Below are 18,483 nucleotides of genomic sequence, written 5' to 3' on the forward strand. Positions count from 1 at the left end.
CGCGATACGACAAATTGGCCAGCAGCTTCAGGGCCATGGTATGCCTGGCGTGCATAGACCGTTGCCTCCGGGCAGACTTTTCGGACAAAACCTAGTGCGCTACACGCCTTCCACCGGATTGTTCGACGTTTCCTGTTCAGCCGCCTGGGAGTTGGGGCGATTGTTGGCGCTGGCCAGCAAATCGGTCTCCGTCAGCCTGTACAAATGGAAACGCACCGTTACCCAACATTGGCTGAAACAGCGTCACCGGGGTTTCCATGACCACCCCTTGGGGGACACGGGGCGATCTTCGGAGCTCCCTCCGCCGCCCGATGAAGTGCTGGGATGGTTTTCGGGGCTGGGCCTGTTGGAACAGATTCCGTTTAACTACCTGGTCCCGGACGAGGCGCTGCTGCCGATGGAGTCGATCCGCTTCTTTCGGGTCGATTCGCTCTGGATGGAGTGTCTGTTCGACGGGGCCTTCAGCATTGGCCGGGTCATCGGGCAGGATCTCGAGGTCGAGAAACAACTGGAGCACCGGTTCTTCCGCTATCGCTATTCCACCACCGGGCTCAGCGGCGTGCTGATCCGTTCCGAATTGGTGGCTGGTTGGCCGGGCCTGCACGTCGATGCCCATGATTCGGCAGCTTCGCAGACCGGCAAGCCGCCCCTGCGGCGAGAGTTGTATTCCAGCAATGTCCTGTGCTGTTTGTTTGAAGGGGACTTGAAGGCCGTGGATATCTATTTGAAGCCCGAAACCCTGCACTTTGGTTTGGATGCTTCCATGAAAAAGGCGGGTGAGTTTGCCAGAAAGCTCCGCGCAGCGGACGGCAGCAGTGTCGGCAACAACGACAAAACCATCGATCCTGTTCCACGGCGCGAGAACGCTGGCCGGGTAATCGATATCGCTGGACTGTCCGTTAAGCTGAAGGAGGCGCAGAACCTGAATCGGTCGTTGACTTCCGACATGTTCGCCCTGGAAATGATCGAAGGGTCGGTGAAAGTGCGCTTCACGCCGGCTCCAGAGGTCAGCTCGTAGCCGCCGAAACGGCTTTCAGCGCTCTTTCACGGGCCGTCTACGCTTTACTCTCCGCCCAACCATAGCCCCAATCAATATTAAGTTAACTGAACACCCCGCCGTGTCAGGTTATTTGTCGCAGATGATGGCCTGAAGCTTGGCTTCCTGAGCGGGAGACAGCAGCCGGTCCTCGCCACTTCGATGGCCACGTTTGCCCAACTGTATGCCGTTCTCACCCTGTTGTTTCCTGCACGACCAGCACGACGCGTCGCGGCGACGGCCAGGAGCCCGCCTGGTACATCAGGTCATAACACCATTTCCGGGGTTGTTCGGGAGAGCCTCGCGCAGCAGCAAGGCACGCTGTCGCTGGTGGTGCGCTGGCCATCAAGCTCAACGCGGATGGACTCGTTGCAGATCGGGACCCAGGGAGATACGCTTTCACCCATAGCGGATGGTCCTCTGGAATCAGGTTCTTGTCGGAACACACTGATTTCTCAAGAGAATACCATCCGCTATCTTAATTTTCTGGCCTACCACATGAATAAGCCGGGTCAACCGCTATGCTGGGCGCTGACCTAAGAGGGGACAAGACGCCGATGCTAGAAAGCTATAGCGCCATGGCCGGGCAGTTCTTTGGTCTGGTCTCGCTGCTGCTCTGCCTGCTGGCCTTCGCCAGCAGGCAGGACGAGCGGCTGATGGTGCTGCTGATCGGCGCCAACGTGGCGTTCGCCCTGCAGTTTTTATGCTTCGCGAGTTGGACCGCCGCCGCGCTGACGGTGCTGGTGATCGTGCGTATCGCCCTGGCCCGCCGCTATCCGGGACACCCGGGCGTGATGGTCGGCGTGCTGGCCGCCAGCGGCCTGGCGGCACTGCTGACCTGGCAGGGCTGGGCGGACCTTCCCGCCGTCGTGGCGATGGTGCTGGGCACGGTGAGCATGTTTCTGCTGCGCGGCATTCCCATGCGAATCTTTCTGGGGCTGGCGGCACTGGCGTGGATGCTCAGTCATGCGCTGGTGGGCGCCGTGGGCGGAACCGTGGCCGAGGCACTGGTGGTCATCACCAATGCCATCACCATCTGGCGTCTCGCCCGCGCCAGGCGCCGCCATGCGGAGGTGTTCGAGCCGATGTCGCCCGCGGAGTCAGCCGACTCGCGCACCGGCCCCTGACGGGGCCTGCCGCTCACTTCATCTCGAAGCCACGCTCGATCAAAAACTCGCGCATATGGGCGCGCAGCTTGGTATCGAACAGCGGCGTAAGGCTCTGCGACCAGGTGGCATCTTTGTTACCGCCCTTGCGCTGGCCGTAGTAGGTACGCATGGCCGCGTCGTAGGCCTCCACCTGTTCGCGGTCGTCGCTGTAGGTGTCCTCCTTGAGGATCGCCTCGACCGGCAGGCGCGGCTTCACGTCGGGCTCGTGGGCCGGGTAGCCGAGGCACATGCCGAACACCGGGTAGACGTGACTGGGCAGGCCCAGCAGGTCGCTGACCGCCTGGGGGTTGTTGCGGATGCCGCCGATGTAGCAGATGCCCAGTCCCTCGGATTCGGCGGCGATGGCCACGTTCTGGGCCATCAGCGCGGTGTCCACGCTGGCCACCAGCAGCTGCTCGGTCATGCCGCGCACCACCCGGCCGCCGCTGTTCTCGGCGGCCTCGGTGGGACGTTTCATGTCGGCACAGAAGACCAGGAAGGCACCGCAGGTGGCCACATAGCCCTGCCCCCCGGCCAGCTCGGCGATCTTCTTGCGGTTGTCAGGGCTTTTGACGTGAATGATGCTGTAGGCCTGAACGTGGCTGGAGCTGGCCGCGGCCTGCCCGGCCTCGATCAAGGTCACGAGCAGCTCGCGGGAGACCGGCTGGTCGGTGAACTTGCGGATCGAGCGGTGGGACTTCAGCAGTTCGATGGTGGGGTTCATGGAACCTCGCGGTAAGTGGTATCGAGACGTGAGGGCCGTCGCCGCCCCTATCGTTAACTCGCTTATTGTCCTTGATCGCGCGCGCCATTGCACGGCCCTTGTCGGGGGGGAGCGCAGCAGGTTGCTAAGCTGTAGGAAGGCACCTCGATCGGGAGATATCATGTCGACCTTACGCCTGACCCCCGGACCACGCGGCGGCCGCTGGCCACTGATTCTCGTCGGACTCGGCGTGATACTGCTCGCCCTGGCGGCACTGCTGATGGGCGGTGCGGGCCCGGCCTATCGATGGGAGTGGGTGTCGCTGTCCACGTCGTTCTCGGTGCTGCGCCAGGGTGCGCACCTGGCCGTGGCAGCCGGTGGCGTGGGGCTTCTCGCCCTGATCGTCGCCGTATTCTGCCGCCGCTGGCGCCCGGCGCTAGCCGGCGCGCTGGTGATGGTCGCGGGGGTGGCTATGGTGGCGCAGCCCTGGCAGCTGATGCAGCGCGCCCAGGTCGTGCCGCCGATCCACGATATCACCACCGACACCCAGAACCCGCCCGCCTTTGAGGCGCTGGCCGCCGCTCGCGAGGCGGCCCCCAACGCGGTGGCCTACCCTGGGGAAGCCACCGCCCGCCAGCAACGGGCCGGCTATCCGCGGCTCGGGCCGATCACCCTCGAGATGCCGCTGGACCGGGCCATGGCGGCCGCGGAAGCCACGGCGCGGGAGATGGGCTGGGAGATCGCTGCCGTGACCGAGCGCAGGCTCGAGGCCACCGCCACCACCCGCTGGTTCGGCTTCAAGGACGACGTGGCGATTCGCCTGACCGAGACCGGCAACGGCGTGCGGGTGGACGTGCGCTCCGCCTCACGGGTCGGCAGAAGCGATCTGGGCACCAACGCCGCGCGCATCCAGGCCTACCTGGAGGCGCTGGCGGCCCGGGGGGAAGGGGCCCGGTAGCCGCTCAGCGCAGGGCCTCGGCGATGGGCCGCTCGCCGTCGAGCAGCACGAACTCGCGATCGACCACCTGCGTGGCCTTCACCAGGTGCAAGAGGGCGTGGGCCACGTTGGCGCGGGACGCCGTGTTCTCGCCGCCGGTCTCCTCGAGCGAGGTGGCCACCCGCTGGGTGGCCGGCTCGTCGGTGAGCCGACCCGGCTTGAGGATCACGTGAGGCACGCCGGCCGTGCGCAGGTAGGCATCGGCGGCATGCTTGGCCACCATGTAGGGGCGCAGTTTCTCCGGGGCCTCCATGGGGTTCTCGGCACGCATGGCGCTGACCAGCAGAAAGCGCTCGAGCCCCAACTCGCTGGCGATATCCACGGCGCGCATGGCGCCGTAGAGGTCGATGAGCAGAGTCTTGTCGGGACCGGTGTGGGGGCCGGAGCCGGCGGTGAACACCACCTGGTCGCAGCCCTCGTAGGCATGGCGGAAATCACCTTCCAGGTCGGCGATGACCGTGACGATGCCGTGTTCTTCGAACCAGGGCTGCTGGTCCTCGTGGCGGATCATGGCCTTGATCGGCTCGCCCGCTTCCCGGGCGAGCTCACAGAACTGTCGGCCGATCTGGCCGTTGGCACCGATCACCAGGGTGGGCATGATTCTCTCCTTACGTGCTGGATTCAGGAATTGGCTGTCCACTGGCAGAAGTTGGCGCCGAGGACAGATGCCTTCAAGGCTCGCCCGCCGATTATCGTCCTCTCCGGTCCGGTTATCCTTCCCCCAGACGGCGGGTCATTAGCACCCAATCCTCCCCGGTCTGACAGCCCGGCCAGGGCACCACCGGCAGGGCGTCGACCTCGCGGAAGCCTCGACGCTCTTGGAACACTCGGGCCACGCGGTTCTCCGACGCGACGATCAGGCTCATCTCGTCACAGCCCTCGGCGATCGCCGAAGCCTCGGCCTGAGACATCAGCAGGCTGGCCACGCCCTTGCCGCGCGACGTCTCGTAGGTGGCGAGCGCCCGAATGTACCAGCTGCCCGGCACCCGCGCCTCGAGACGCCTGAGCGGCTGTACCACGCTCGGACTGTCGGTCAGGTCAGCGAGAGGATAGGGATCGGGCAGGCGATAATCCACGATCATCCCCATCAGGCGGCCGCGATGGGAACAGATCTGCGCGTGGCGATAGCTGAAACCGCCCTCCTCGCGCCTGGCCCGTTGCTCGCCGACATCCAGAGGAGACTCGTTGCCCTTCGCCCTCTGGCTCCAGAGGTATTCCGGCAGCCCTTCCCCTGCCAGGCTGAACAGATACGCCAGCTCTCTGGCGTTGGCCTTCACGGCTTGTCGGATCTGCATACGTCCTCCCCCACAACGGCATGTCCCGTGTTCCTTCAGCGTAGTCGCGGGCCAGGCGAACGGGAGACGGCCAGAGATGATCCCGATCACCCCCCGACCGGCGGATCCGCTGCTAGCTTGAAGATACGAGCTTGGACTTGGCAGCGGCGGGAGCGACGACCATGGGCGATGCCTTCGAGATCAGCGACGAATTGGGGCCGGAGAAGGTCATGTATCTCCACGACCCGTCGACAGGCCTGCGCGCCATCCTGGTGGTGGACAACGTTGCCACCGGCCCGGCGATCGGCGGGACGCGCATGGCACCGGACGTGAGCCTGGCGGAGTGTGCGCGCCTCGCCCGTGCCATGACCTTCAAGAATGCGGCCGCCGGGCTGCCCCATGGCGGCGCCAAGGCGGTGATCTTCGCCGATCCCCGCCTGCCCACCGCCGACAAGGAACGCCTGATCCGCGCCTATGCGTATGCGATCCGGGAGATCACCGACTACATCCCCGGCCCGGACATGGGCACCGACGAGATCGCCATGGCCTGGGTGCACGATATGATCGGGCGCTCGGTGGGCCTGCCGCGGGAACTCGGCGGCATCCCGCTGGACGAGATCGGCGCCACTGGCTACGGGCTGGCGGTGGCCATCGAGACGGCCCAGTCACATGGTGGCCTCCCCCTCGACGGCGCGCGCATCGCCATCCAGGGCTTCGGCGCCGTGGGCAGGCACGCGGCGCGCTATCTCGCCCAGCGAGGCGCCGTGCTGGTGGCGGCCAGCGACTCCCGCGGCACCCTCGTGCAGGAGGATGGCCTGGATGTGGAGGCGCTGATCGACTGGAAGCGCCGCGGCCACCCACTGGCCGACTTCGAGGGCGGCGAGGCCCGTGACCGCGACGCCATCATCGATGTCGACTGCGACGTCTGGATTCCGGCGGCGCGCCCCGACGTCATCCACGAGGGCAACGTGGACCGGCTCAAGGCCAAGGTGGTGGCCGAGGGCGCCAATATCCCGGCGACCGAGGCGGCGGAGCGCCGCCTCGCCGAGCGCGGCGTGTTGGTGCTGCCCGACTTCATCGTCAACGCCGGCGGAGTGATCTGCGCCGCCGTCGAGTACGCCGGAGGCAGCCAACGCGAGGCCCTGTCCCGCATCGAGGAGAAGGTTCGCCACAACCTGGACGAGGTGCTGACTCGTGCCAAGGCCGAGGGGACGCTGCCACGCCAGGCGGCCGTCGACATGGCCCGAGAGCGGGTCTGTACCGCCATGCGCTTCCGGCGACCCTGGTGAGGCGGGCCATCGGCGCCGTGGGCGGGGAAGGGTATCGGCCGCTGGATGGCTCGGCCCGGAGGCCTCCGGGCCGACAAGGCACGCCGCACTATTCGAAGGTGTCACAGACCGCGGTCTGGGCGGAGGGATCGTGGGTCACGACCTGAGTGACGGGGTTACCGATGCCCTCCAGCGCGACGAGCCACTGGTGATCGACGCCCACCTCGTCACAGCTGCCTTCGCTGCCCCCACCGAAGTTGGAGTCGATCCAGTAGTGCACCTCGTAGCTGTTGCCCTCCTCGAGGGCAGCGGGGAACTCGAAGGAGAAGGTCGGGTCGTTCTCCGGTAACACCGTGCCGGTGGCGGTGTCCATGACCTCGCCGCTGGTCACGTTGACCAGCGCCACCTCGATCGTCTGCCCCCCATGGGGCCCAGCGAAGCTGGCATCGCCCTGGAAGATCAGGTCCTCGTTGGCCAGGGCGGTGGTCGCCAGCAGCGGCAGGGCTAGCAGACCGGCCAGCGTAGCGCCACGCCTGGTAGGAACGGTAGGGATTGTCATGCCATACACCTCCTGAAAGGTGACAGGTGAGTCTTGAACCCGGTCGGGCACCCCTCAGCATAGTGTCCACCGGGGTGGCCTGCTGTCCTGAACCTGCCGCTCACTCCTCCGCGGGAGGATGACCACTGGTGAGGATATGATGCAGGCCGGTGCACTCCACCATGGGGTCCTCGCAGTTGACCACCACCTCCGAGCGGGCCAGCACATAGCCCTTGCCGGTGATGGTGTTCTCCAGCACCTGGTGGCTGCCCTCCTGGCGGGTCCCGATGATCGTGCCGATGAAGCCGGTCTCGCGCAGGGAGACGGTCTCCAGCCTGTCACCGGCTTTCATGCGGCCCTCATGGTGCAGCAGCGCCAGGCGCGCCGAGGTGCCGGTGCCGGTGGTGCTGCGACAAATCACCCCGGGATGCACATAGGTGGTCGAGCGTGAGCGGAAGAAGTCATCGGCCACCTGCTCTACCGGCCCCATGAAGTGCAGGAAGGGCAAGGGCCCCACGTCGCCCAGGGTATAGTGGGAGAAGCCCTGCCCGGCCTGGATCGCCTCGACGATCTTGTGGGCGCAGTTCGCCAGGTCGCGTTCCTCGTCCCGGGTCAGGTGGAAGCCCAGATCAATGGCATCCACCAAGGCGTAGAAGCCACCGCTGTAGGCGACGCTATAGGTCACGTTGCCAAGCAGCGGCACATGCACCGTGGCCCGGTAAGTGTCGATGTAGCTGGGCAGCCCCCCGCAGGTGATCGCCTCCACCACGCCGTTCTCCACCCGGGCCTCGATGTGCACCAGCCCCGCGGGTGCCTCCAGAGTGAAGTGCTGCACGCCCTCCCGTTTGGGGATGATGCCGCTCTCCAGCAGCGCCGTGGCGGTACAGATGGTGTTGGAACCCGAGTAGATGGGATAGCCCATCACCTCCATGATGATATAGCCCGCCTGCGCCTCGACATCGGTGGCCGGCACGATCAGATCCACCGACATCTCGGGAATGCCATGGGGCTCGTTGAGCAGCAACCGGCGCAAGCCGTCGGCATCGTCACGCAGGTACTCCATCTGGGCCCGCACGGTGGCCCCGGGCAAGGTGTCGATGCCCCCCAGCACGATGCGACTCACGTCACCGCCGGCATGGGTGTCCATCAGCCGAAAGCTCAGCTCGTTGCGCATCAGGCTGTCTCCAGGGCGAAGGGGGCACCATGCTCGGACCACTGGGCATCGGGGACGACGACGATCTTGCCGAGGAAGTTGCTGCCACGATTGACGAAGTAGGTCTCGGCCCGGTGAAGGTCGGAGAGCTTGAAGGCCGCATGCAGCACCGGTTTTAGCTGACCACCGCGGATCCACTCGACCAACTGCTCGGCCTCCTCGCGGGTGCCGTGGGAGACCCCGAAGATCTGCACCTGGTAGAGGTAGATGCGCGTCCACAGGATCTCGGTGATGTTGCCGCCGCTGGCGCCGGCGATTGAAAGTCGCGGGTAGGTGGTACGGCGCTTCATGTCGAAGATCATGGCGTCGATAAAGCGATCGGTCATCTCGCCACCCACCAGGTCCATCACCGCATCGATGGGGGCATCGTCGGTCGCCGTGCGCACTCGCTCGACGAAGGTGGGAAGGTCACCGCGGTCGATCACCGCCTCGGCGCCCAGCGCCAGCAAGGCATCGGCCTTGTCGGGCTGGCTGACGGCATAGGGAATGGCCCCGACGATGCGGCACAGCTGGATCAGCGCGGTGCCCACGCCACCACTGGCGCCGCTGACCAGCACCCGCTCGCCGGCGGCAACGTTCGCCGAGGTCATCATGTGATAGGCGGTCTGGTAGGAGCACATGCCCATGGCGGCGAGTTCGGCGTCATGCAGGTCCGGGTTGGGCACATGGTGGAACTGGTCGGACGGCACGGCGATGTACTCGGCAAAGCCGCCATCGGCGCCGTGACCGTAGTAGTCGGGCGTCAGATTGAGGTCGCGACGTGCATCCGGATAGAGGTTGAAGTCGAGTAACCCCCGCTCGCCGATTCGCGTGTCAGGCACGCCCTCGCCCACGGCCACCACTCGGCCGGCCACATCGGCCCCCTGGATGCGCGGAAAGGTCAGGGTCGGCTCACCGCCCATGGCGAAGGAGGCCACCTCGCCCTTCTTCGTGGGATAGAGCCCCTCGCGGGCCTTGCGGTCGGTATTGTTCTTGGCGGTGGCGGTCACCTGCACCAGCACCTCGCCGGCGCCCGGCCTCGGGGTGGGCACATCCTGGTGATACTCCAGCTTGTCGATGCCGCCATGCCCGGTCAGCAGCATGGCTGCCATGGTCTCGGGGATATCCGGATACCGTTCGGAAACCATCTGCCACCTCCTCTTGCGGCTCACTGTCAGGGACGAAGATAGCAAACCCTGGCGTTGTCACGACAAGGAAATCGGCACGCTGGCGGCCGAACCGCAAGATCATGGCCTGCGGGCAGGCATGAATAATGTTGCACTGCACAAAAAGTCCTGCTATTGTGCAACGCAGCATAAGACGAAAGGCACCGCTGGCGCCGCCAGGGCCTTCGACATGCCACCATCCAGATAGCACCCGGGGAGGGTCAATCATGCAAAAGTTCGATACCAAACAGCTTACCGATCAGTTCGAATCCATGTTCTTCGGTCCGGCACGTGCCTATGCGTCGCTGTCCGTGGACTACACCGAAAAGCTGGTCAATGCACAGCTCGAAGCCGGCAAGGCCTACACCGACACCGGCCTGGCACAGCTTCGCAACCTGCTGAGCGTCAAGGACGCCGAAGGCCTGCGTAGCTACCTGGAAGGTCAGCAGAAGGTTGCCAAGGACCTGACCGAGCGCCTGAAGGACGATGCCCAGAAGGTCGCGGCCCTGCAGCAGGACTTCGTCCAGCAGAGCCAGAAGCTGACCGAAGAAAGCGTCAAGCAGGGTCAGGAACTGACCAAGAAGAACGTCGAGCAGGTGAGCGAGACCGCCACCAAGGCCGCCAAGCAGGCCTGATCCGAGGCCGGCGCCGCCGGCCTTCCGAGACGGCCTGAACCAGGGCCGCCGATCACCGATCGGCGGCCCTGGTTTTTTTGGTAGCCTCCTCGGCGCCGAGGGCACAGCGATATGCTATGGTGCCACGCATCCACGCTTGAGCACGAGGTCGACATGCTGACCATCTCCAATACCGTGGAACTGGGCGATTGGGAAATCGACATCAGCCAGATCCGCGCCCAGGGGGCCGGTGGCCAAAACGTCAACAAGGTGGCCAGCGCCGTGCACCTGCGCTTCGACATCCCTCGCTCCAGCCTGCCGCCCTTCTACAAGGAGCGCCTGATGCGCCTGACCGATCAGCGCATCAGCAAGGAGGGGGTGGTGATCATCAAGGCACAGCGCTACCGCACCCTGGAGCAGAACAAGGAAGACGCCCTGGAACGCCTGCGGGAGCTGATCCGCCAGGCGGTAAAACAACACAAGGTGCGCAAGTCCACCCGTCCCACCCGGAGCGCCAAGCGACGCCGGGTGGACAACAAAACCCGCAAGGGACGGACCAAGGCGTTGCGCGGTAAGGTGACGCCGTGAACCGGCCATCCCCCGCCTCGCGACCGCGCCATCTGGCCCTGGAACGGCTGCACCTCGCCTGGGACCTGCTGATCCTCTGTCTGGTGGTGGTCAACCTGGCCCTGCTGCTGTTCGACAGCCTGTTCCTGCTGCCCCCGCTGAATGCCGCCTTCGAGGCCTTGTCGCCGACCCTGCACGGTGCCTACGATCGCTATATCCATGCCCACTTCATCGCCATCGACTTGGCCTTCGTCAGCGTCTTCCTGCTCGATGTGCTGCTGGGCTGGGCGGTGGCCATTGCCGAGCACCGCTATCATCGCTGGTTCTTCTACCCCTTCGTGCACTGGTACGACGTGCTCGGCTGCATTCCCCTGGGCGGCTTCCGGCTGCTGCGCATCCTGCGTGCCATCTCGTTGCTGCATCGCCTGCAGCGCATGGGACTGATCGATGTCCGCCGCTGGCGGCTGTATGCCATCTTCGCCAAGTACTACGACATCCTGCTGGAGGAACTCTCCGACCGCATCGCCATCCGGCTGCTCGACAACGTCCAGGATCAAGTGCGTTCCAGCGACTCGCTCTCCCGACGACTCATCGATGATGTGGTCATGCCTCGCAAGCAGCAGCTGATCAGTGAGGTGACCCGCCGTCTGGAGGACATGGCCGGCAGCGCCTATGCCAGCAACCGCGCCGACCTGATGCGCTACGTGAGTGCCCTGGTCGGTCGCACCCTGGCCGAGAGCCCCGAGATACGCCGCCTGAAGCGGCTACCCATGGGCAGCCAAGTGGCGAAAGGCCTGGACGAGGCGCTCCGTGATCTGGCTTGCCGACTGGTCGACGAGGCCGTGGAGGGCATGCGTGCCCTCGAGTTCACCGCCCTCATGGAGCACCTGACCGAGAGCGGCTTCGATGCCTGGGTGCGGGTCGACAAGCACACCGACCGGGTGACCGAACAGGTGCTGGTCGACATGCTCGAGATGCTCAAGGAACAGGTCGCGGTCAAGCAGTGGCGGGATCGCTACGAGTGACATATCGCGCCCGCCGGCCGTCGCCATGGGAGTGCCGTCGCTGCTCGACCCGCGACTGGCCGGATCGGCCTGGGTCAGTGGCGTTTGACCCGCCAGATTCGCCAGGCCAGGAGGCCGATGATCAGCACGGCCAGCGGGCCGAACACCGCCGTGGCCAGCCACGGCTCCAGCGGCATGCCGAGCGCCTCCAGGCTTCCCAGGGCCAGCTTGATCAGGCTGAAGAGGTAGTAGCTGATGACGATGATCGACAGGCCCTCGACGGCCTTCTGGATCTTCAGCTGGCTGCTGGTGCGCTCGTTGAGACTCTTGAGCATGGTCGCGTTCTGTTCCTCGATCTCCACCTGGGCGCGGGTCCGCAACAGATCGTTGAGGCGGGCGACACTGTGGGCAAGACGCTCCTGGCGACGATCGATGGCCGCACAGTAGCGCACCGTGGGCAGGAAACGACGCATCAGGAAGGTACCGAGCCGCTGGCAGTCGCCCACCCGGGTCTCGCGCAGTTCCTCGATCCGGGCGAAGACGATCTTGGCGTAGGCCTCGGTGGCGCCGAAGCGGTGCCGGCTGCGGGCCCCGCTGCGCTCGAGCCGCGCCGAGAGCGAGGCGATGGCCGCCAGCAGCGGGCGCGGCCCCTCGGGATGATCCTCGGCGTTGCGATCGGAGAGCTCGCCGAGCTCCGCCTCGAAGCCCGCCAGCTCACCGCCCAGGACCTTGGCCTGGGGCAGCGCCAGCGATGCCATCATGCGATAGGTCTCGATCTCCAGCAGCCGCCGGGCCATGCGTCCCAGGCGGAAGTCGTTGAGAGCCCGATTGACGATTAGCAGCCGGTTGATCCCCCGCTCGTCCAGGCGGAAGTCGCTCCATACCGTGGCGTCGCCGTCGCCGATGCGCGAGCCGGCGGGATCACGGAAGCCGTAGGGGGCGGTGTCGCCGGCCCACTTCGCCTCGGTCTCGACCAGAATCAGGGAGGCGTTGATCAGGGCCTCCCGGTGGGTCTCGGCGATCTCGGCCAGCCGTGGCGGAGGCGCGGGCCAGGTCTCGTCGCTGTCCCGCCGGGGCACCATCAGGGTAAGGGTGAAGAACTCCGTGTGACGCTCCCACTTCAGCACCTGGCCGTCCTCGAGGGTGAGGATGCCCTGCACGGCATCGGGGCCCAGGGAGGTGCCGGCCAGCTCGCAGAGACGCTGGACGATGCCGTCGCAGACGCCGTTGGTGTCGAGGAAGGCATAATGGTGAAGGTGAGCCGGCCCCGCGAAGTAGATCGAGGGCCGGGCATGGAGCTCGTTGTGCAGCTGTTCTCGCTGAGGGTGCATGTCGGTGTGCCTGGTGAAGAGAAGGAGGCCTTCGAGACTAAAGTCTGACCCTTGTCAGGCCAATCGTGAGCCGTCAACGGTATCGCCTACAGCCACTTCTTGCGCCGGAACAGCCACAGCAGGCCAAGGCCGATGGTGAGCATCACCGCCAGCACGAGGAAGTAGCCATGGCGATAGGCGAGCTCGGGCATGTGGGCGAAGTTCATGCCGTAGATGCCGGCGATGAAGGTCAGCGGCACGAAGATGGCGGTGATCACGGTGAGCACCCGCATGGTGCGGTTGAGCTGGTGCGAGGAGAGTGAGATGTAGCCGTCCACCAGGTCACCGCAGATCGCGTAGTACATCTGGGTGAGGCTGTGCAAGCGCTCGAAACGCTCGTGCACGTCGTTGATGGCGTGCAGGGTGTCCTCGTCTGCTCGGGGGAGGTGCGCGTAGTCGTAGGCGGTCAGCTCCTGGGTGATCCCGACATGGTAGTTGAAGATCCGGCGCATCTTGACCAGCCGCGAACGAAAGGCGATGACCCGACGCATCAGGGCATCGCTGCCGTCCTCCATCAGCGCATCTTCCAGGTCGCTGAGCGCGTTCTCGAACTCCAGCAGGCTATCCAGGTAGTAGCCGGCGGAGGCGTACATGACCCGCAGCGCCACGTGTTCGGGCGAGCGCTTGAGCAGGGTGCTACCTTCGTGCTCCCTGAGACGATCGATACTCATCGCCAGCCCCGGGTGCAGGCTGATCAGGAAGCATTCGCCGAGGAGGAAGGCGATCTGCTGGGGCACGTAGTTGAGCTCGGCATCGAAGGAGGAGATGCCGCGATAAAGGATCAGGGTGTGATCCTCGAACTCCTCGATCTTCGGCGGATGGCGTTCCCGCTGGGCATCGTCGATGGCCAGGGGATGGCAATCGAAGGCCTCGAGCATTGCTCGCTCCTCGGCCATGGACTCGCCCTGTAGATCGATCCAGATGTGGCTCTGCGGCGCCTCGCGCCAGCGCACGAACAGCTCCTGGCCGCCATGCGTGACCCGGCCATCGGCCTCCACCAGCAGGGTACGTATCATCGTGGGGTCATCCTTTTCCGAGGGCGTGGCCGCATGATGCGACAAGCGGGCGGCACCCGTTCAGCCTCACCGGCCCGCCAGGCTCGGGATCAGCTTTCGGCCTCATGAGCTGCACGCAGGCGATAGAACTCGGCGACCACGTCCTCCATCGCCTCGGGGTCGTAGTCGCACAGACCACTGACCACCAGCTTCTTGGAGCCGATGCCGATCTCCTCTCCCTCCGCGGTGATGCGAAACTCCAGCAGCACCTCGCCACGCTTCCCGGCCACCTCGAGCGAGGAGTCGGCCAGCTCCAGTCGGGGAGCCACGCCGTCCAAGCGCGTCAGGGAAAAACCCATGCTGTCGTAGATGACCAAGGGGCGACGCGGATTGAACATCACCCGCTGTTCTTCCATCAACGGCTTGAGATAGTGGGGGAAGTTCTTGCCGGAGAAGGCGACGTAGCAGCGGGTGAAGGCCTCCACCACGGCCTCGTCGCGGGTCATCTCACCGCGACGCTGGACCTCGAGGTAGCACTTGCCGTGATCGTCACGGACCCGGATGAGGCCGTCCTCCTCCTCCCGGAAGGCCAGCGGCGTGCCGTCCCCCACCATGCTCAGGAAACGGAAGCTCATGTGCTGCGACAGGCCGAAGCGGGCCAGCACCAAGGCGAACAGCAGATCGCCGGGAACACAGAAGCGGCGGGCGTCCGGATTGTGGATGGGATTGAAATCACCGGCGACACGCTTGGCGAAACGGCTGGCCTGATCCGCGGAAACACGGATCCAGGTCCCCGTGCGCGTGTGAAATTCATCGAGAAACATGCGTCGTGTGCCTGCCCTGAGTCGTTGCTGATCCTTAAGCCCGGAATGAGCCGGAAGGGGCAGATGATGCCATAAAAACTTCCCGGGTGGGGTTTCCCTCACCCCCTGGATGTCCGGGGTCAACCCCCGTCACCCGAGGCACTCTCCTACGAAAGGGGCATGCCAGAGAGAGGCACCCGCCATACGGCAGTGCAGCATAGCGTGGTAGAATCCGTTGGCTTTCCAACCCTTTCCCTCCACCTCCTATTTCAGGATGACTCCAGCCATGCTGACCACCTGTCGATCCACCTGCCCGCCACGGCATGCTGCCCGATGGCCGGGCATCGTCGTGCTTTTCACCCTGACATTGCTCTTCAGCGGCACCGCCCATGCGGTAACCGGCGAGCTCGACCTGACTGGCTCCTTCGTGGGCCTGTTGGCCGTTGCCGTCTTCGTGCTGGCCTATGCCCTGGTCATGGCCGAAGAGAAGATCCACATGCGCAAGTCCAAGCCGGTACTGGTCGCCGCCGGCATCATCTGGGCCCTGATCGGCTGGGTCTACGTCAAGTCGGGCATGCCGGCCGAGTCGGAGCACGCCTTCCGTGTGACCCTGCTCGAGTTCACGGAACTGATGCTATTCTTGCTGGTGGCGATGACCTACATCAACGCCATGGACGAGCGTCGGGTGTTCGATGCCCTGCGCTCATGGATGGTCCGCAAGGGCTTCAGCTACCGGCAGCTCTTCTGGATCACCGGCCTGCTAGCCTTCGTGATCTCGCCAATCGCCGACAACCTGACCACCGCCCTGCTGATGTGCGCCGTGATCACCAAGGTGGCCGAAGGCGACAAGCGCTTCATCAACCTGGCCTGCATTAACATCGTGGTAGCGGCCAACGCCGGCGGTGCCTTCAGCCCCTTCGGCGATATCACCACGCTGATGGTCTGGCAGGCCGGTCTGATCGAGTTCCAGGAGTTCTTCGAGCTGTTCGTTCCCTCTCTGGTCAACTTCCTGATCCCGGCCGTGTTGATGAGCGCCTTCATCAAGAACCGTTATCCCGACAGCGTGGAGGAGGATGTCTACCTCAAGCGCGGCGCCCGGCGCATCATCGGGCTGTTCCTGCTGACCGTGGCCACCGCCGTGGCCTGCCACGTCCTGCTGCACCTGCCGCCGGTGCTGGGCATGATGACGGGCCTTGGCTATCTGCAGTTCTTCGGCTACTACCTGCGCCAGAGCCTGCCGCGCTCGCTGGAGCGCAAGCGGAGCCGCTACACCCAGCGCGGCGACTGGAAGAAGCTCGAGCAGCTCGGCAGCGTGGTGCCCTTCGACGTCTTCAATCGTGTGGCACGGGCCGAGTGGGACACCCTGCTGTTCTTCTACGGCGTGGTGATGTGCGTCGGCGGCCTCGGGTTCATGGGCTATCTCGGCATGCTCTCCGAGTTGCTGTATACCGGCTGGAACGCCACTTGGGCCAACATCGCCCTCGGGGTGATCTCGGCCGTCGTGGACAACATCCCGGTGATGTTCGCCGTGCTGACCATGGAGCCCGACATGTCCCACGGTCACTGGCTGCTGATCACCCTGACGGCCGGCGTGGGAGGCAGCCTGCTGTCGATCGGCTCCGCGGCCGGGGTCGCGCTGATGGGCCAGGCCCGTGGCAACTATACCTTCATGGGCCACCTGCGCTGGAGCCCGGTGATCGCCCTGGGCTATGCTGCCAGCGTGGCGACCCACCTGTGGCTCAATGCCGGCAGCTTCGCTCTGCACGGCTGAGGTCCCTTGCCCGGCGGCCGATGGCCGCCGGGCCTCCCGCCTGCGTTCCCCCCGCCTGTAAATTGCCTCGAAGTGATGTAGCTTATAAGAATGACTTGTGCCGTTATGGCACAATGGCAATCTTGATGTACACCTGGTCACGGCAATACGCATCGAGAGCATAACAATATCATGCCCGCTTCGGGCCGCAGGGAGGCTACGTCATCGACTCATACACGCCTGATGTGCAGCGACCTTCTGCACCGTGCATGAACCTGACGTTCACCGGACAACGGGGGCACACGCTCCGATGTGCCTGCTTGTCATGAACCGCTCCAGCTCTCCGAGGGGGGGTGGCGACCTCTTGTGTGACGCGTGGAGGTATGACGCATGGCATGGCTGAAGGCTAGCCGACATGGGTGCTGGATGCTGCTGGCGATGCTCTATGCCGTGCTGGGCAGTGCAACGATGAGTCTGGCGCAGGAGCCGGATGTGCTGCTGGTGGCCAATGATGGCGTGGAGACCCACCACCTGACCCGGGATACCACCCGAGCCATCTTCGCCATGCGCCAGCGGACCTGGCCCGACGGGCAGGCCGTGCGCGTGTTCGTATTGAACAATGACCACCCGGTGCATGGCCGCTTCGTCAAGGAACGCCTGTCGGTCTATCCCCACCAGTTGCAGCTGGCCTGGGATCGCGTCGTGTTTTCCGGCATGGGCCAGGCCCCTAACCGGGTACGAGACCAGCAGGAGATGCTCGAGCGCATCGCCGAGACCCCCGGCGCCCTGGGATATCTGGAAAGGGAGTACCTGGATGATCGCGTCCAAGTCATATCGATGGACTGATACCCGCCTCGGTATCATGACCATCCTGCTGCTGGCCGTCGTGGGCGGTTCAGCCAGGGCCGAGGATAACGTGCTCGACTCGCTGCAGCTGCACGGCTTCTTGAGCCAGGCACTGATCCTCACCGACGACAATGACTTCTTCGGGCCCAGCAGCCGCGATGACGGCAGCTTCAAGTTCACCGAGATCGGTGCCAACGTCTCCCTGCGCCCCCATGAGGACGTGCTGGTGGCCGCGCAGGTGCTGAGCCGACGGGCGGGGGGTGACGGCAGCGAAGCCAGCCCGGAACTCGACTACGGCCTGATCGACTACCAGATCCAGTCGAGCCAACGGCGCAATTTCGGTATCCAGGTCGGCCGCTTCAAGAACCCGTTCGGCTTCTACAACCAGACCCGGGATGTGGCCTTCACCCGTCCCAGCATCCTACTGCCACAATCGATCTATTTCGATCGTACCCGTTCACTGGGTCTGGCCGGCGACGGCATCAGCCTGTATCACGAAGAACGCCTGCAGGCCGGTACGGTTCGGACACAGGTTGGCTTTGGCCGTACGCGTATCGAGGAAGACGTAGACAGAACCCTCGGACTCGACCGGTTCCCGGGCTCCCTGGAAGCCGACACCTCGGCTATCGGCCAGGTTCGTTATGAGCATGACGGTGGGCGTATCATTACAGCGCTCAGTGCCGCCAGCGCGAATGCCGACTATGACTCGCCAGGCGCCATTCCCGGCGATGGTGACTTTCACTTCCAACCCTGGGTTCTGTCTTTCCAGTATAACCAGGAGAAATGGAGCCTGACGGCGGAGTATGCCTTGCGCACACTGGAGCTTAAGGGTTTCAACAGCTTCCCCGATAAGGACAAGACGGGGGAAAGCTGGTACGTGCAATACACTCGACGCTTCCTCGATGATTGGCAGTGGCTGGTGCGCTATGACAGCTTGGTCAATGATCGTAATGACCGCGATGGTGAGGCATTCGAGGCCAGTGGCGCAGGGCCCGCTCACTCCCAGTTTGCAAAGGACGTCACCCTGGGCCTGCAGTGGACCCCGCATCCCAGATTGATGCTGGCCGGCGAATACCATAATGTCGACGGCACCGGCTGGCTTCCGACCCAGGATAACCCGGACCCGACGGAAACCAGCCGATACTGGAACATGGTGCTGTTCCAGCTCTCCCTGCGCTTCTGACACTCCTCTTTCCCCGACTCGTTCACCCT

19 protein-coding genes are annotated in these 18,483 nt (G+C 64.7%); 10 read left to right on the top strand and 9 right to left on the bottom strand.

From position 1 onward, the window contains the following. Positions 1-1,018, top strand: a 1,018-nt coding sequence (locus FHR94_RS12900; RefSeq protein ID WP_425485382.1) for a hypothetical protein, incomplete at its 5' end; no start/stop codon positions are given. Between the two features lie 575 nt (positions 1,019-1,593). Continuing rightward, positions 1,594-2,163, top strand: coding sequence for a YgjV family protein (locus FHR94_RS12910; protein WP_183326137.1), 570 nt, complete (start codon positions 1,594-1,596; stop codon positions 2,161-2,163). 13 nt (positions 2,164-2,176) lie between these two features. On the opposite strand, the gene nfsA is transcribed toward FHR94_RS12910, so the two are convergent. After that, positions 2,177-2,908 (bottom strand): oxygen-insensitive NADPH nitroreductase, encoded by a 732-nt coding sequence (gene nfsA / locus FHR94_RS12915; protein WP_183326138.1) that lies wholly within the window; start codon positions 2,906-2,908, stop codon positions 2,177-2,179. Positions 2,909-3,068: 160 nt separating this feature from the next. Here nfsA and FHR94_RS12920 point away from each other — a divergent pair, with 160 nt between their 5' ends. Further along, the gene (locus FHR94_RS12920; protein WP_183326139.1) at positions 3,069-3,845 is read left to right on the top strand and encodes a DUF1499 domain-containing protein; all 777 of its coding nucleotides are present in this window, start codon (positions 3,069-3,071) and stop codon (positions 3,843-3,845) included. Between the two features lie 4 nt (positions 3,846-3,849). Here the strand turns inward: FHR94_RS12920 and FHR94_RS12925 are convergent, their stop codons facing one another. Continuing rightward, positions 3,850-4,482, bottom strand: a complete 633-nt coding sequence (locus FHR94_RS12925; protein ID WP_183326140.1) for an SDR family oxidoreductase — start codon at positions 4,480-4,482, stop codon at positions 3,850-3,852. A gap of 112 nt (positions 4,483-4,594) precedes the next feature. Beyond that, on the bottom strand, positions 4,595-5,179 hold the full coding sequence (locus FHR94_RS12930; protein ID WP_183326141.1) for a GNAT family N-acetyltransferase: 585 nt from the start codon (positions 5,177-5,179) through the stop codon (positions 4,595-4,597). A 161-nt stretch (positions 5,180-5,340) separates the two neighbouring features. Between FHR94_RS12930 and FHR94_RS12935 the strand changes: the two genes are divergently transcribed. Further along, a complete protein-coding gene (locus FHR94_RS12935; protein ID WP_183326142.1) occupies positions 5,341-6,447 on the top strand; it encodes a Glu/Leu/Phe/Val family dehydrogenase in 1,107 nt (368 codons plus the stop codon). Positions 6,448-6,535: 88 nt separating this feature from the next. Here FHR94_RS12935 and FHR94_RS12940 read toward each other — a convergent pair whose 3' ends face one another. From FHR94_RS12940 to FHR94_RS12950, 3 genes are all read right to left on the bottom strand, one after another. After that, positions 6,536-6,985 carry a hypothetical protein gene (locus FHR94_RS12940; protein WP_183326143.1) on the bottom strand — a complete coding sequence of 150 codons (450 nt, stop codon included), beginning with the start codon at positions 6,983-6,985 and terminating at the stop codon, positions 6,536-6,538. A 100-nt stretch (positions 6,986-7,085) separates the two neighbouring features. Continuing rightward, positions 7,086-8,138, bottom strand: coding sequence for a proline racemase family protein (locus FHR94_RS12945; RefSeq protein ID WP_183326144.1), 1,053 nt, complete (start codon positions 8,136-8,138; stop codon positions 7,086-7,088). Next, positions 8,138-9,304, bottom strand: a complete 1,167-nt coding sequence (locus FHR94_RS12950; RefSeq protein ID WP_183326145.1) for an alcohol dehydrogenase catalytic domain-containing protein — start codon at positions 9,302-9,304, stop codon at positions 8,138-8,140. Before FHR94_RS12950 ends, FHR94_RS12945 begins: the two co-directional genes overlap by 1 nt. A gap of 245 nt (positions 9,305-9,549) precedes the next feature. Here FHR94_RS12950 and FHR94_RS12955 point away from each other — a divergent pair, with 245 nt between their 5' ends. The 3 genes from FHR94_RS12955 to FHR94_RS12965 all read left to right on the top strand — a co-directional run bounded on the left by FHR94_RS12955 (position 9,550) and on the right by FHR94_RS12965 (position 11,528). Next, entirely contained in the window at positions 9,550-9,957 is a 408-nt protein-coding gene (locus tag FHR94_RS12955) for a phasin family protein (RefSeq protein ID WP_183326146.1), read from the top strand. A 153-nt stretch (positions 9,958-10,110) separates the two neighbouring features. Beyond that, entirely contained in the window at positions 10,111-10,524 is a 414-nt protein-coding gene (gene arfB, locus FHR94_RS12960; RefSeq protein ID WP_183326147.1) for an alternative ribosome rescue aminoacyl-tRNA hydrolase ArfB, read from the top strand. Further along, a complete protein-coding gene (locus tag FHR94_RS12965; RefSeq protein ID WP_183326148.1) occupies positions 10,521-11,528 on the top strand; it encodes an ion transporter in 1,008 nt (335 codons plus the stop codon). The genes arfB and FHR94_RS12965 overlap by 4 nt, the downstream gene beginning before the upstream one ends. Before the next feature lie 74 nt (positions 11,529-11,602). Here the strand turns inward: FHR94_RS12965 and FHR94_RS12970 are convergent, their stop codons facing one another. From FHR94_RS12970 to FHR94_RS12980, 3 genes are all read right to left on the bottom strand, one after another. Beyond that, positions 11,603-12,838: a DUF3422 domain-containing protein gene (locus tag FHR94_RS12970; RefSeq protein ID WP_183326149.1), complete on the bottom strand. Its 1,236-nt coding sequence runs from the start codon at positions 12,836-12,838 to the stop codon at positions 11,603-11,605. 86 nt (positions 12,839-12,924) lie between these two features. Continuing rightward, complete coding sequence (locus FHR94_RS12975) at positions 12,925-13,893, bottom strand: magnesium transporter CorA family protein (RefSeq protein ID WP_183326150.1); 969 nt, start codon at positions 13,891-13,893, stop codon at positions 12,925-12,927. Positions 13,894-13,982: 89 nt separating this feature from the next. Further along, positions 13,983-14,696 carry a DUF3581 family protein gene (locus FHR94_RS12980; RefSeq protein WP_183326151.1) on the bottom strand — a complete coding sequence of 238 codons (714 nt, stop codon included), beginning with the start codon at positions 14,694-14,696 and terminating at the stop codon, positions 13,983-13,985. Positions 14,697-14,961: 265 nt separating this feature from the next. Between FHR94_RS12980 and nhaD the strand changes: the two genes are divergently transcribed. The 3 genes from nhaD (at position 14,962) to FHR94_RS12995 (ending at position 18,454) form a co-directional block, all read left to right on the top strand. Beyond that, positions 14,962-16,446 (top strand): sodium:proton antiporter NhaD, encoded by a 1,485-nt coding sequence (gene nhaD / locus FHR94_RS12985; protein WP_183326152.1) that lies wholly within the window; start codon positions 14,962-14,964, stop codon positions 16,444-16,446. Positions 16,447-16,815: 369 nt separating this feature from the next. Beyond that, complete coding sequence (locus FHR94_RS12990) at positions 16,816-17,271, top strand: hypothetical protein (protein ID WP_343064669.1); 456 nt, start codon at positions 16,816-16,818, stop codon at positions 17,269-17,271. Then, positions 17,240-18,454, top strand: a complete 1,215-nt coding sequence (locus FHR94_RS12995) for a porin family protein (RefSeq protein ID WP_246389952.1) — start codon at positions 17,240-17,242, stop codon at positions 18,452-18,454. The genes FHR94_RS12990 and FHR94_RS12995 overlap by 32 nt, the downstream gene beginning before the upstream one ends. Positions 18,455-18,483 lie beyond the last annotated feature (29 nt).

The sequence above is a fragment of the Halomonas cerina genome (assembly GCF_014192215.1).
GTDB classification, from domain to species: domain Bacteria; phylum Pseudomonadota; class Gammaproteobacteria; order Pseudomonadales; family Halomonadaceae; genus Halomonas; species Halomonas cerina.

Coding starts and splice junctions, on each gene's coding strand:
- FHR94_RS12910 (WP_183326137.1), top strand. CDS start 1,594: ATGCTAGAAAGCTATAGCGCCATGGCCGGGCAGTTCTTTGGTCTGGTC.
- nfsA (WP_183326138.1), bottom strand. CDS start 2,908: ATGAACCCCACCATCGAACTGCTGAAGTCCCACCGCTCGATCCGCAAG.
- FHR94_RS12920 (WP_183326139.1), top strand. CDS start 3,069: ATGTCGACCTTACGCCTGACCCCCGGACCACGCGGCGGCCGCTGGCCA.
- FHR94_RS12925 (WP_183326140.1), bottom strand. CDS start 4,482: ATGCCCACCCTGGTGATCGGTGCCAACGGCCAGATCGGCCGACAGTTC.
- FHR94_RS12930 (WP_183326141.1), bottom strand. CDS start 5,179: ATGCAGATCCGACAAGCCGTGAAGGCCAACGCCAGAGAGCTGGCGTAT.
- FHR94_RS12935 (WP_183326142.1), top strand. CDS start 5,341: ATGGGCGATGCCTTCGAGATCAGCGACGAATTGGGGCCGGAGAAGGTC.
- FHR94_RS12940 (WP_183326143.1), bottom strand. CDS start 6,985: ATGACAATCCCTACCGTTCCTACCAGGCGTGGCGCTACGCTGGCCGGT.
- FHR94_RS12945 (WP_183326144.1), bottom strand. CDS start 8,138: ATGCGCAACGAGCTGAGCTTTCGGCTGATGGACACCCATGCCGGCGGT.
- FHR94_RS12950 (WP_183326145.1), bottom strand. CDS start 9,304: ATGGTTTCCGAACGGTATCCGGATATCCCCGAGACCATGGCAGCCATG.
- FHR94_RS12955 (WP_183326146.1), top strand. CDS start 9,550: ATGCAAAAGTTCGATACCAAACAGCTTACCGATCAGTTCGAATCCATG.
- arfB (WP_183326147.1), top strand. CDS start 10,111: ATGCTGACCATCTCCAATACCGTGGAACTGGGCGATTGGGAAATCGAC.
- FHR94_RS12970 (WP_183326149.1), bottom strand. CDS start 12,838: ATGCACCCTCAGCGAGAACAGCTGCACAACGAGCTCCATGCCCGGCCC.
- FHR94_RS12975 (WP_183326150.1), bottom strand. CDS start 13,893: ATGATACGTACCCTGCTGGTGGAGGCCGATGGCCGGGTCACGCATGGC.
- FHR94_RS12980 (WP_183326151.1), bottom strand. CDS start 14,696: ATGTTTCTCGATGAATTTCACACGCGCACGGGGACCTGGATCCGTGTT.
- nhaD (WP_183326152.1), top strand. CDS start 14,962: ATGCTGACCACCTGTCGATCCACCTGCCCGCCACGGCATGCTGCCCGA.
- FHR94_RS12990 (WP_343064669.1), top strand. CDS start 16,816: ATGGCATGGCTGAAGGCTAGCCGACATGGGTGCTGGATGCTGCTGGCG.
- FHR94_RS12995 (WP_246389952.1), top strand. CDS start 17,240: ATGATCGCGTCCAAGTCATATCGATGGACTGATACCCGCCTCGGTATC.